Genomic DNA, 11,729 nt, shown 5'->3' with positions numbered 1-11,729 from the left:
GAGTGGACTGGTACTAATAGGCCGAGTGGCTTGACACACACATTCAGGCGAATGTGTCTGCTGCTGTGGTGTTCGCGTCCCTGTGCGGTTCCCAGAAAACAAACGGGAACCCGTTGTTGACAAATTTATAGGCTTGCCGGCCCGCTTGTCGGGTTGGTGTTGGTTGTTCGGTGGTTTTGGCGAAGGGGAAACACCCGGTCCCATTCCGAACCCGGTAGTTAAGCTCTTCAGCGCCGATGGTACTGCATGGGAGACTGTGTGGGAGAGTAGGACGCCGCCGGACATTTTCTTCTGGAAGGCCCCCGCCGTCACGGCGGGGGCCTTCCGCATTTCAGGGCTTCTGCCGGCGGTTCTCGAGCTCCTCAAGATAGGCGGCCGCCGACTGTAGTTCGTCTTCGTTGAAGACGCGGACGCCGGCCCGTTCGAGAAGTGCCGTCGTCACACCGACGCCCGGTGTCGTCGTCCCAGAGAACGTGCCGTCATAGATGCGGTGGCCGGCACACGACGGGCTGCCCTCCTTGAGGATCGCCAGACGGGCGCCGGAGCGTCGCGCCGCCTCCAGGGCCAGGCGGGCGCCGCGCACGAACGACTCGGTCACGTCCGTCCCCGCGTCGGTCACGACCTGGGCGGTGCCGTCGAGCACGGCCGTGCCGTCAGCCGACGGGCCGGATCCCACGATCTCGGCGGGCGGGCGCGGCACGGGCAGGCCGCCCGACACCTCCGGGCAGAACGACACCAGGCGGCCCTCCTCCCGCCACCGCTCCAGCAACCGGTCGTCCACCCGCTTGGCACCGCCGTCGTAGCGCACCCGGCTGCCGAGCAGACATGCGCTGACCAGGATTTTTTCCACGTACCTCAGCCTATTCGCGCCCCCGGCGAGGAGTGCCATGGCTCGGATCGGGCACTGACGGATGGTTGGCTGGATCCCGTTCCCATGGAGCTCGGCATGGTCCTCCTCGGCAAGCCGCTCGCGGAGGCGCCTCCCCGGCGGCGCCCACGCGGGTCGCTCGTGGTGTCCTGGCTCACCACCACGGACCACAAGGTGATCGGCTATCTGTACCTCATCACGTCCTTCACCTTCTTCCTGATGGCCGGGCTGATGGCCATGGTGATCAGGGCGGAACTGTTCTCCCCCGGCCTGCAGTTCGTGAGCAACGAGCAGTACAACCAGATGTTCACCATCCACGGCACGGTGATGCTGCTGCTGTTCGCCACGCCGCTGTTCGTGGGCTTCACCAACGTGGTCATGCCGCTGCAGATCGGTTCGCCGGACGTGGCGTTTCCGCGGCTCAACATGTTCAGCTACTGGCTGTTCCTGCTCGGCGGGCTGATGGTGTTCGCCTCGTTCATCTCGCCCGGCGGTGCGGCCAGCTTCGGATGGACGGGATACACGCCGCTGTCCGACGCGGTCCGCTCGCCCGCCCTCGGCGGCGACATGTGGATCATGGGCCTGGTGGTGTCGGGGTTGGGCACCATCCTGAGCGGCGTCAACTTCATCGCCACGATCGTCGGGATGCGGGCGCCCGGGATGACGATGTTCCGGATGCCGATCTTCACCTGGAACGTGCTGCTGACCAGCCTGATGGTGCTGATCGCCTTCCCCGTCCTGGCCGCGGCGCTGCTGGCGCTGGAGGCCGACCGCAAGTTCGGCGCGCACGTCTACGACCCGGCGAACGGGGGCGCGCTGCTGTGGCAGCACCTGTTCTGGTTCTTCGGCCATCCCGAGGTCTACATCATCGCGATCCCGTTCTTCGGCATCATCACCGAGGTCATCCCGGTGTTCAGCCGTAAACCGCTGTTCGGCTACTTCGGCATGGTCGCCGCCACGATCTCCATCACCGGGCTGTCGATGACGGTGTGGGCGCACCACATGTTCACCACGGGCCGGGTGCTGCTGCCGTTCTTCTCCTTCATGACGTTCCTGATCGCGGTGCCGACCGGGGTGAAGTTCTTCAACTGGATCGGCACGATGTGGCGCGGGAAGCTGAGCTTCGAGAGCCCGATGCTGTTCGCCATCGGCTTCCTGGTGACGTTCCTGTTCGGCGGGCTGACCGGTGTCATCCTGGCCTCCCCGCCGCTGGACTTCCACGTCCAGGACTCCTACTTCGTGGTCGGCCACTTCCACTACGTGGTCTTCGGGACGGTGGCGTTCGCGATGTTCGCGGGCTTCTACTTCTGGTGGCCGAAGATGACCGGGAAGATGCTGAACGACCGGCTCGGCAAACTTCACTTCTGGGGGCTGTTCATCGGCTTCCACACCACCTTCCTCATCCAGCACTGGCTGGGCGCGGAGGGGATGCCGCGGCGGTACGCCGACTATCCGAGCGAGTTCGTGGCGCTGAACCGCGTGTCCAGCGTCGGGGCGTTCATTCTCGGGGCGTCCACGCTGTTCTTCCTCTACAACGTCTACGTCACCGCGCGGCACGGCAAGCGGGTGGACGCCGACGACCCGTGGGGCTACGGCAACTCGCTGGAATGGGCGACGTCCTGCCCGCCGCCGCGCCACAACTTCACCGCCATTCCGCAGATCCGCTCCGAGCGTCCGGCATTCGACATGCACTATCCGCGGCTGCCGGGGCAGGCGGAGGCCAAGCACGTCGAGGGGCCCCAGGAGTAGCGGACGACCGAGATCGGTCAATCGACCGCCGTTTCAGACATGGGCGGGCGCGCCACCCTAGCGTGGCCCGCATGACGGAAGCGCAAGATCCGCCGGGGCGCGACTGGGCGGAGTGGCACAGGGCGTATGACGATCCCCGGTCGTCCCTGTCCCGGCGGCTGCGCACCGTGCGGCAGCGTGTCCGGGAGGCGCTCGACGTCGCGCCCGCGGGCCGCCTGCGCGCGGTGAGCCTCTGCGCCGGTCAGGGCCGCGACCTGATCGGCGCCCTGGCGGACCATCCACGGCGCACCGACGTGACGGCGCGGCTGGTGGAGCTGGACGAGGAGAACGTCCGGGCCGCTCGCGCCGCGGCCCGGCGGGCGGGGCTGACCGGCGTGGAGGTGATCGCGGGCGACGCCTCGCACACCGACGCGTACGCCGGGGCGGTGCCCGCCGACCTGGTGCTGGTGTGCGGGGTGTTCGGCAACATCACCGACGCCGACATCGAACGGACCGTTTCGCTGCTGCCGCAGATGTGCGCCCGCGGCGCCCACGTCGTCTGGACCCGCAACCGGCGGCCCCCGGACATCACCGGCGACATCTGCCGCTGGTTCGAGAAGCACGGCTTCGAGAAGCGCTGGCTGTCGCCGCCGGAGGAGAAGTCGTTCGGCGTCGGCGTGCACCAGTTCCACGGCGACCCCGTCCCCCTGGAACGCGGCGTCCGCCTGTTCACCTTCGTCGGCTACGACGTCCTCCGCCAAGGCGCCCCCTGGCCGACCTAGCGCCGCGTCAACATCGTCCGCCCCGCTCGGCCATGCGCCGCAGCCGCCCTCCACGCTCGGTGCCGGCGCCGGACGCCACGCCGGGATATCGGGGCGTCACTTTCGAGGGCGCTCCTATGGAGCGAATCGATGGACATGACGTCCCGAAGACGGACGGGCGTCAATGCCGGAGGGGGCATGGCGTCGACCGTACGAAGGGCCGGACCTCCGGCGTCCTGGGCTGCGAGCACGTCGGCGTGCGCCCGGGACATTAGGAGGACTGCCACCGGAGACCCGGCTCTGCGTGATCTGCATCGGAATGGTGAACGGCGGCAACGCGCGTCAGGCCGCTGACGCCCCTGGCCGTCGGTTGGCGCTCAAGCCCCGAGTGGCCGCCATCCGCTGCTCAGATGCGCGGTCGTGTCGGCGCGGACAAGGGGCGGTGATCACACGCGGACGGTGTCAGACGGTCGGGATGGTCCCGCCGTCGATGACGTGCTCCGCTCCGGTGATCGAAGCGGCACGGTCCGAGACAAGGAATGCGACCAGCTCGGCCACCTCGGCGGGCTCGGCCGGTCGCCCGATGGGGATGCCGCCGAGCGAGTCCATCAGCTGCTGCAGGGCGGTGGCGCGGTCCGTCCCGGCGCCTTGCGCGAGCCGGTCGATGAGGCGGTCGGCGCTCTCGGTCCGGATGAATCCCGGGGCCACGCTGTTGACCCGTACACCCTTCGGCCCGACCTCGTTGGCCAGCCCCTTGCTGTACGTCGTGAGCGCCGCCTTGGCCGCCGCGTACGCGAGCGTCGCCTCGTACAGGGGCTTGCGGCGCTGGATCGACGACACGTGGACGATCGCGCCGTGCCCGGCCTCGATCATGCCTGGCAGCAGACCGCGGTCGATGCGCACCGCCGCCAGCAGGTTGCACGCCAGCTCCTTCTGCCACTGCTCGTCACCGAGCGCGGCGAAGCCGCCCGCCCCGGCGTCCGACCCGCCCACCGTGTGGACGAGGATGTCCACGCCGCCGAGCCTGCCGCGCACGCGGTCGATCACGGCGCGCGTACCGTCGGCGGTCGTCACGTCCGCCGCCACGAACAACCTGGGCTCCGGGTGGTCGACGGGCATCGTCCGAGCGGTGGTCATGACGGTGGCCCCGGCCTCGGCCAGCCGCGCCGCGATCGCCGCACCGGTTCCCCGGGTCCCTCCGGTCACGAGCGCGCGCCGGCCGGCGAGCGACTCGCTTATGGTCACGGACACGGGTGAAGTCCTCCTCTCCGATTCCGGGACTGATCTGTAGCCTGCCGGCGCGTCATGACCGCACGGACTCCTTCAGGATGATGATCAACCGCACGATCCGGCCGGCGCGGACGGTGAAGTAGTGGGTGAAGATCACCGGGTCGGGCAGCCCCGTCTTGTCGAACTCACCGTCGACGATCACATCGACGCCGACCTCGCCGTAGTGCTCCCGCACGTCGCCGACCTTCTTGGTCACCTTCGCGGCGATCAGTTCCTCGGCGAGCCGGCGCCTGATGGCGTCGATGCCATGGAACTCCCGGCGCGCGTCGTTGACCAGCGCGTCGGGCGCGAACGTCGCGATCAGGGCGTCGAGGTCGTGCGCGTTGGCGGCGGCGATGTAGTCCTCGACCGGCTTGGGCAGAGCCTGGGTGGTCATTCGCTGCTCCTTTCGTTCGAGCGGTCTCCACCGTCAGGGCTCCCCCAGGGGGAAGGTCAAAGCAACGCCGTGCGGGCACCGTGTCCCGTGTCCGGCACGCCCGCGCACACCCCTGCCCCAGGGCCGGGGCCTGCGAGGGCCGGTTTGACTGCGTGGTCGGTCAGAGCCAGAGTGCGGGCATGCGCAAGGGCCTCACGATCGGTGACTTCTCGCGGATCACGCATCTCAGCGTGAAGTCGTTGCGCCGGTACCACGAGGCCGGCCTGCTGGAACCCGAGGAGGTCGATCCGTACACCGGATACCGCTACTACTCCACCGCGCAGGTGCCGACGGCCCAGGTGATCCGCCGCTTCCGTGAGCTGGACATGCCGCTTCGCGAGATCCGCGAGGTGCTCGCGACCGCCGACCCGGACGCCCGCGCCACGCTGATCGGCCGCCATCTGGCCCGCCTGGAGGACGAACTCGACCGGACGCGGGCCGCGGTGACGTCGCTGCGCCGGCTGCTGGAGCCCGCGGTCCCGCCGATCGAGGTGGAGCTGCGCGTGGAACCGGCCACGACGGTCGCCGCCGTCCGGGCGACCATCGACCTCGACGACGCGAACGCCTGGTACGGGGACGCGATGAACGAGATCGACGGTGCCCTGCGCGCCGCGGGCCTGACCCCGGCCGGGCCCCCGGGAGGGCTGTACGACAACGAGCTGTTCACCCAGGAGCGCGGCGATGCGGTCGTGTTCGTGCCCGTCGCCGACCCGCCTGCCTCCGGCCGCGTCCACCCGTTCGTCATCCCGGCGGGGGAGCTGGCGGTGACCGTGCACCGCGGGCCGCACGACGACATCGACGTCTCATACGGGGCCCTGGGCACGTACGCCACCGAGCACGCCCTCGCCGTCGCCGGGCCGGTGCGGGAGAACTACCTGGTCGGCCCCAGGGACACCGATGACCCCAGCGCCTGGCGCACTGAGATCGGCTGGCCCGTCTTCCGCACCACCGCCTGAAAGGCGGCCCACCTCACACGGCCCGGCGTCCGGGGTGCGGAATCTGCGGTAGGACGGGCGCGCGGACATCTCCGCAGGCCGAAGCGCCTGCCGCCGACCAGGTGGACGCAGCACAACGGCTGCGCCGTCGGACCTGGGCGGCGTCCGGGCGCCAACGACGGGCGCCCCCCAGCACTGGGCGACCAGCTCGCCGGGCCGGCCGCCGGACCCTCTTGACCGCGATGCTCACCCGGGCGGCTCGTACGGCACGGTGAGCGTCGCCGGGCAGGGCGCTGGGTGGTGGCGAAGAGCGCGGATCAACCAGTAATCGGGGGAGGCTCGTAGGAGCGGGCCGGCCATTGATCGCGGCCAGCAGCCGGAAATACCGCTCGGTCTGCGGGTCGTTGGCGGTCTCCAAGCGAACCAGCAGCTTGCGGCGGTACTGGACGCCGGCAGGGTGGCCGAAGATAGCGGTGTACCCGGTGATCAGGACGGGCCGGCACCGGGCGGGCGGTCTAGGCGTCGGGCTGGATGCCGTCCTGCAGAGCCTGCTGGACCCGTTCACGGACCAGTTCCGGGCAGCCCGGTCGGGTCTCCCTCGGCGCGTTCGGCCGCCTGGTGCTCGACCATGCGGCGGACACTGGCCCGGGAGTCGGGGTCGTGCGCCAGCGCGAAGAACTCCGCCCACGCCTGCAGTCGCTCAGGAATCGTGACCTGCAGGAATGCTCGTCTTTCGTCCAGACCCCTGCGGGGCTTCGCCGTGCGGGGGTTACTTGGTGAGGCGGGCTGCGGCCCATTGGGCGACGCGGACGGCGCCGCCGGGGCTGAGGCGCATGCCTCGCCAGGCGGCGCGGCCGTGTGCGGGGGCGACGATGAGCGCGCGGTTGCGGTCGACGCCGCGCACGATGTCGCGGGCCAGCTTCTCGGCGGTGTAGAGGCGGGGGGACGCCTTCTTGATGTCGTCCCTGGCGTTGCCGCTCATCGCCGTCTCGGGAAGGCCCGGGTTGACGTTGGTGAGCAGCGGCGTGTCGACGAAGCTGGGGCAGACCACGCTGACCTTGACGCCGCGGGCGGCGGCCTCGGCGCGCAGGCCCAGGGACATGCCGACGACGGCGTGCTTGGTCGCGGTGTAGGGGATGCCGACCGGCATGGGGACGAGCCCGGCCAGCGAGGCGGTGTTGACGATGTGCCCGGAGCGCTGCTCGAGCATGATCGGGTACGCGGCGTGGACGCCGTGCACGACCCCTTTGAGGTTGATGTCGATGGCGCGGTTCCAGTGGTCGAGGGTGAGCTCCTCGGCCAGGCCGCCGATGGCGATGCCCGCGTTGTTGAACACCAGGTCCAGGCTGCCGTACTCGGCCTTGACGCCCTTGTAGACGTCGGTCACCGCGGCGGCGTCGGTCACGTCGAGGGCGGTGCAGGCGGCCCGGCCGCGGCCGAGGGTGTTCAGCCGGTCGGCGACCTTCTGGGCGCCCTCGACGTCGATGTCGGTGACGATCACCGTGTCGCCGCGCGCCACCAGGGCGGTGGCGATCGCCCGGCCGATGCCGGACGCGCCTCCGGTCACGATCGCAATGCTCATCGCGCGCTCCTGCTCGGAACGGATCGCGGGGCCGGAAGGCGCAGCGGTCGGGAGGCTCCGGCCCCGCGATCCTGTATTAGATGTGATGTCGAATTGAGGCCGTAGTCTACTGGCCGGTAAGGGCGGGGGACAGTCGGGTGCTTCCGGCCGCGTGTCGGCGGCTGCCGTCACCCGGAGCCCTGGTCGGCAAGGCGGCGCCGGGACCGCGGCCCGGGGGGAGGGGGCCGGTCCCGGCGCCGCCCGCGTCGAGGCGGTCAGGCGTTGGCGCGGACGCGCGGGGTGTCCCAGATGCCGAACGCCTTCCAGACCTGGCGGCTCACGGGAGTGATCAGGCCCAGCTCGGCCATGAGGTCGCGGACCTTGCCGACCGACTGGGAGATGTTGGCGCGGGCTTCGGGGGTGCGGTAGGCCTCGCGGACCACGTCGCGCGGGATGCCGAAGTGGCGCACCATCGGGCCGGGCGGGGAGAGCATGATCCGCGCCATGACGCCGAGGACGACGGGGGCGGCGACGCCCAGCACGCGGCGGCGCAGCCGGTTCATCTTCGGGACGCGGTGGCGCAGGTAGTGCCGGGCGAACGAGATGTGCCGGGCCTCCTCCGCGATGTGGATCTTCATGATCGTCTCCTCCAGGGGGTGCTTGATGTGCCCGCCCTTGAGGGACTTGCGCTGCACGTAGTCGATGGGATCCTCGCCGCCGAGCACGAACACGAAGAACAGCTCGGTGCTGACCAGGGGGATCCACGGCGCGGCCTGGGCGACCAGGCTCAGGGCGCGCGGCATGCCGCGGATCGGCATCCCGGTGCGGTTGACGAACTCCTGGAACATCATCCCGTGGTGACATTCCTCGGTCGTCTCGTGGTAGACGTACCGGAACTCGGGGCGGCCGTTGGGCAGCCGGTAGGCGTAGTTGAGCAGCCCGCGCTTGAGCAGGTTCTCGAACTGCAGGCCGATCTTCATCGCGGTGGCGATCCGCCACAGGCCGATCTGCGCGCGGATCTCCTCGGGCTGCGTCTTGTACCACTCGGTGCGGCCGAGGGCGTCGACGGCGGGGTCGATGATCCAGCGGGGGTCGTTGGGGTCGACGGCGTACTTCGGGTCGTCCCACGGGATGTCGGCGTAGGCCTCCCAGTGCTTGTCGACCGACGCCTTGTTGAGCCGGTCGATGACCCCGAGGTAGGACTTGCGGTCCTTGACCTGTGCGCGGACTTCCTCGGCCAGTTCGGTGGGGGCTTTCGTCATGGCAGGGGCTCCCTTGCGGTGGTGCGCCGGCGGGTCAGGCCGGCCCGGGACGTGCCGCCGCGTCCGGGACCGGGCAGGTCGCGGCGCGCCCGGAGTCGTGGGGGTCGGGAATGATCATCCGGGCGATGGTCTTGACCTGTGTCAGCACGGCCTGCTGGTGGCCGCGGTCGTCGTCGTCGAGGGCGTTCTGGACCGACAGTCCGATGAACATGGCGAACACGCCGCGCAGCATGGTCGGGACGACGGTGTCGGGCAGCTCGTTACGGGGGAAGAGCCGCTCGAAGACCTCCAGGATGACCTGCAGGATCCGCTCGTTGATGTCGCGGCACAGCACCCGCAGGTCGTCGTCGGTGCGGGCGGCCACCGCCAGTTCCAGCAGGGCCCTGGCGGGCCGGCCGCGGAACACCTCCCACAGCAGGTCCAGCGCGCCCTCGACGTTGCGCCGCTCCGGCGGCAGCACGGCGAAGGCCGACTCGTAGGCCAGCCGCTGCCGTTCCAGCAGGTGCTCCAGCGCGGCGGCGACGAGCACCATCTTGGTCGGGTAGTGGTGCTGCTGCGCGCCGCGGGACACGCCCGCCCGGCGCGCCACCTCGGTGGTGGAGGTGCCCGACCAACCGAGGTCGACCAGGCACTCCATGGTGGCGTCGAGCAGCAGCCGCTGGGTGCGGGTCCGCCGTTCCTCCTGGGTGCGGCGGCTCTCCCCGCGCCTGCGGGAGGGGCGTCGCCGTGCGCTTACTGACACACCTCGACGGTAGGAGCGCGACATACATGCAATCAAGCCTGCTTGTATGTTGCGCTGGTCACAATTGGACGCGCCGTCCGATTGGACGTCCGCGAGCGTCCTTCGGGCGGCGGGTGAGGTGGCGGGACCGGGCCCCGGACGGTTCGTCCGTCGCCGGTGGGCCGGTGGTGCGGACACGGGCGTGCGACCGGGGGACGGCGGCCGAAAGGGCGCCGATCAAGGGATGTTGACCTGCGCGATCAGCGGCGGGGACGATGGGACGGCGAGTCCTGCTCATCGGAACGAAGGCGAGATCTCCGTGGTGGGACGCGCCGCGGGGCTGCTGAAGGAGTTCCGCTCGGGAGACGGGACCCTGACGGCCGCGGCGCTGGTCCGGCGGACGGGCCTGCCGAAGTCGACGGTGCACCGGATGCTGCGTGAGCTGGTGCGGGTCGAGCTGCTCGAACAGGTCGGCGGGACGTACCGGCTCGGGCTGCTGGTGTTCGAGCTGGGCCGCAGGACACCGCGGGGGAGCGGGCTGCACGAGGCCGCCCTGGCGGTGAACCATTGATCGGGACGCGATCGTCTCCGCGTACACCTGGCGGCGTACGGGGCGGGGCGCGGCTGCTTCCACGGGTGCAGGCGCGATCACTCTCTCCGCACGACGACGCGGCGGTGGGCGCGCCGCCAGCATCGTCGGCATGGGGAACGCGGCAGAGGCGCGACGGTCGGTCCTGGAGGACCGGCGTGCGGGCGAGGGCGGGGCGCGGACGGTCGGGCTGACCAAGGTGTACGGGTCGGGGGGCACGGCCGTGCGCGCGCTGGACGGCGTGACCGTGGAGTTCCCCGCGGAGCGGTTCACCGCCATCATGGGGCCGTCGGGGGCGGGCAAGTCGACGTTGATGCACTGCGTGGCGGGCCTGGACACCGCCACGTCCGGCAGGGTCTTCGTGGGCGGCACCGAGCTCGGCGGGCTGTCGGACCGGGCGCTGACCCGGCTGCGGCGCGAGCGCGTCGGGTTGGTGTTCCAGGCGTTCAACCTGGTCCCGGCCCTGAGCGCGGCCGACAACATCACGTTGCCGCTCACGCTGGCGGGCAGGCGTCCCGACCGGGAGTGGCACGATCTGGTGGTCCGCGTGCTCGGCCTCGGGAACCGGCTGCGGCACCGGCCGGCGCAGCTGTCCGGCGGGCAGGCGCAGCGGGTGGCGCTGGCCCGCGCGCTGGTGACCCGCCCCGAGATCGTGTTCGCCGACGAGCCGACCGGCAACCTGGACTCCCGGACCGGCGCCGAGGTGCTGGCGTTCCTGCGCCGGGCCGTGGACGACCTCGGGCAGACCGTCGCCATGGTCACGCACGACCCCGTCGCCGCCGCCCGCGCGGACGCGGTGATCTTCCTGGCGGACGGGCGGGTCGCCGACGTCATGCGCCACCCCACCGCCGCGCGGGTGCTGGACCGCGTGCGCGACCTGGGCGGCCGGTCGTGATCCGGCTGGCGCTCGGCGTGGTGTGGGCGCGGCGCGGCGGCCCGGCGGGCTCGCTGGCGGCGGTGTTCCTCGGCGTGACGTTCCTGACCGGCACGCTGGTGCTCCAGGACACCTTCGAGGCGGGCGCCGACGGCCGCCTCTCCCACGAGCTGCGGACCGCGCTGGAGGTGTTCGGCCTGGCGGCGGTACTGCTGGCGGCGTTCACCATCCACAACGCGTTCGCCGTCACGGTGGCCCGGCGCGTACGGGAATCGGCTCTGCTGCGGGCCGTCGGCGCGTCCCGCGCACAGGTGAGCGCGCTGGTGGCCGTCGAGGCGCTGGTGGTCGGCGGCGGCGGGACGCTCGCCGGGCTGGCGGGCGGCATCGGTTGTGCCGCGCTGCTGGAACGCGCCCTGGACCTGACCGCGCCGGGCATCGCGGTCACCGGCGGGACGATCGCGCTCGCCGTGCTGGTCGGGCTGTCGGCCACGCTCGTCGCGGCGCTGACGCCCGCCGTGCGGGTGGCGCCGCCGGCGGCGCTGCGCGGCGCCGACGCCGAGGGCGGCGTCTCGGAGGCCCGCGTGCTGGTCGGGGCGGCGAGCGGCGCCGTGGCCGTGGGCGCGGTCGTCTGGGGAGGGCTGGCCGCGACCCCGGCGATGGCGGGGGCGGGCGCGGTCATGCTGCTGGGCGTCATGGTGCTGCTCGGGCCGGTGGCGGCGCGGCCC

At 71.2% G+C, this 11,729-nt stretch carries 12 protein-coding genes and 1 rRNA gene; 7 read left to right on the top strand and 6 right to left on the bottom strand.

Annotated elements, in window-relative coordinates:
- Nucleotides 1–166 precede the first annotated feature (166 nt).
- Nucleotides 167–283, top strand: a 5S ribosomal RNA gene (gene rrf, locus ABD811_RS40765).
- Between the two features lie 48 nt (nt 284–331).
- On the opposite strand, the gene ABD811_RS40760 is transcribed toward rrf, so the two are convergent.
- Nucleotides 332–850, bottom strand: a complete 519-nt coding sequence (locus ABD811_RS40760) for a 2-thiouracil desulfurase family protein (RefSeq protein WP_344958561.1) — start codon at nt 848–850, stop codon at nt 332–334.
- Between the two features lie 96 nt (nt 851–946).
- Between ABD811_RS40760 and ctaD the strand changes: the two genes are divergently transcribed.
- Nucleotides 947–2,617 carry an aa3-type cytochrome oxidase subunit I gene (gene ctaD, locus ABD811_RS40755; protein WP_344958563.1) on the top strand — a complete coding sequence of 557 codons (1,671 nt, stop codon included), beginning with the start codon at nt 947–949 and terminating at the stop codon, nt 2,615–2,617.
- Nucleotides 2,618–2,688: 71 nt separating this feature from the next.
- Nucleotides 2,689–3,378 carry a class I SAM-dependent methyltransferase family protein gene (locus tag ABD811_RS40750; RefSeq protein ID WP_344958559.1) on the top strand — a complete coding sequence of 230 codons (690 nt, stop codon included), beginning with the start codon at nt 2,689–2,691 and terminating at the stop codon, nt 3,376–3,378.
- Nucleotides 3,379–3,819: 441 nt separating this feature from the next.
- On the opposite strand, the gene ABD811_RS40745 is transcribed toward ABD811_RS40750, so the two are convergent.
- Both ABD811_RS40745 and ABD811_RS40740 read right to left on the bottom strand, forming a co-directional pair.
- On the bottom strand, nt 3,820–4,608 hold the full coding sequence (locus tag ABD811_RS40745; protein ID WP_344958557.1) for an SDR family oxidoreductase: 789 nt from the start codon (nt 4,606–4,608) through the stop codon (nt 3,820–3,822).
- Between the two features lie 52 nt (nt 4,609–4,660).
- Nucleotides 4,661–5,023, bottom strand: coding sequence for a nuclear transport factor 2 family protein (locus tag ABD811_RS40740; RefSeq protein ID WP_344958555.1), 363 nt, complete (start codon nt 5,021–5,023; stop codon nt 4,661–4,663).
- 179 nt (nt 5,024–5,202) lie between these two features.
- On the opposite strand from ABD811_RS40740, the gene ABD811_RS40735 reads away from it, so the two are divergent.
- A complete protein-coding gene (locus ABD811_RS40735) occupies nt 5,203–6,018 on the top strand; it encodes a MerR family transcriptional regulator (RefSeq protein WP_344958553.1) in 816 nt (271 codons plus the stop codon).
- 748 nt (nt 6,019–6,766) lie between these two features.
- Here the strand turns inward: ABD811_RS40735 and ABD811_RS40730 are convergent.
- The 3 genes from ABD811_RS40730 to ABD811_RS40720 form a co-directional block, all read right to left on the bottom strand.
- Complete coding sequence (locus ABD811_RS40730; RefSeq protein WP_344958551.1) at nt 6,767–7,579, bottom strand: SDR family NAD(P)-dependent oxidoreductase; 813 nt, start codon at nt 7,577–7,579, stop codon at nt 6,767–6,769.
- A 254-nt stretch (nt 7,580–7,833) separates the two neighbouring features.
- The gene (locus tag ABD811_RS40725; RefSeq protein ID WP_344958549.1) at nt 7,834–8,820 is read right to left on the bottom strand and encodes an AurF N-oxygenase family protein; all 987 of its coding nucleotides are present in this window, start codon (nt 8,818–8,820) and stop codon (nt 7,834–7,836) included.
- Nucleotides 8,821–8,854: 34 nt separating this feature from the next.
- A complete protein-coding gene (locus tag ABD811_RS40720) occupies nt 8,855–9,562 on the bottom strand; it encodes a TetR/AcrR family transcriptional regulator (protein WP_344958547.1) in 708 nt (235 codons plus the stop codon).
- A 298-nt stretch (nt 9,563–9,860) separates the two neighbouring features.
- Here ABD811_RS40720 and ABD811_RS40715 point away from each other — a divergent pair, with 298 nt between their 5' ends.
- The 3 genes from ABD811_RS40715 to ABD811_RS40705 form a co-directional block, all read left to right on the top strand.
- Nucleotides 9,861–10,112, top strand: coding sequence for a helix-turn-helix domain-containing protein (locus tag ABD811_RS40715; protein WP_344958545.1), 252 nt, complete (start codon nt 9,861–9,863; stop codon nt 10,110–10,112).
- A gap of 130 nt (nt 10,113–10,242) precedes the next feature.
- Nucleotides 10,243–11,025 (top strand): ABC transporter ATP-binding protein, encoded by a 783-nt coding sequence (locus ABD811_RS40710; protein ID WP_344958543.1) that lies wholly within the window; start codon nt 10,243–10,245, stop codon nt 11,023–11,025.
- Nucleotides 11,022–11,729, top strand: a 708-nt coding sequence (locus ABD811_RS40705) for an FtsX-like permease family protein (RefSeq protein WP_344958541.1), incomplete at its 3' end; no start/stop codon positions are given. The genes ABD811_RS40710 and ABD811_RS40705, both read left to right, overlap by 4 nt.

Source organism: Actinomadura miaoliensis (genome assembly GCF_039536785.1).
In the GTDB taxonomy this organism is placed as follows: domain Bacteria; phylum Actinomycetota; class Actinomycetes; order Streptosporangiales; family Streptosporangiaceae; genus Spirillospora; species Spirillospora miaoliensis.
The sequence above is the reverse complement of the archived record's forward strand: the minus strand, read 5'-3'. Positions and strand labels throughout refer to the sequence as shown.

Coding starts and splice junctions, on each gene's coding strand:
- ctaD (WP_344958563.1), top strand. CDS start 947: ATGGTCCTCCTCGGCAAGCCGCTCGCGGAGGCGCCTCCCCGGCGGCGC.
- ABD811_RS40750 (WP_344958559.1), top strand. CDS start 2,689: ATGACGGAAGCGCAAGATCCGCCGGGGCGCGACTGGGCGGAGTGGCAC.
- ABD811_RS40740 (WP_344958555.1), bottom strand. CDS start 5,023: ATGACCACCCAGGCTCTGCCCAAGCCGGTCGAGGACTACATCGCCGCC.
- ABD811_RS40735 (WP_344958553.1), top strand. CDS start 5,203: ATGCGCAAGGGCCTCACGATCGGTGACTTCTCGCGGATCACGCATCTC.
- ABD811_RS40730 (WP_344958551.1), bottom strand. CDS start 7,579: ATGAGCATTGCGATCGTGACCGGAGGCGCGTCCGGCATCGGCCGGGCG.
- ABD811_RS40725 (WP_344958549.1), bottom strand. CDS start 8,820: ATGACGAAAGCCCCCACCGAACTGGCCGAGGAAGTCCGCGCACAGGTC.
- ABD811_RS40710 (WP_344958543.1), top strand. CDS start 10,243: ATGGGGAACGCGGCAGAGGCGCGACGGTCGGTCCTGGAGGACCGGCGT.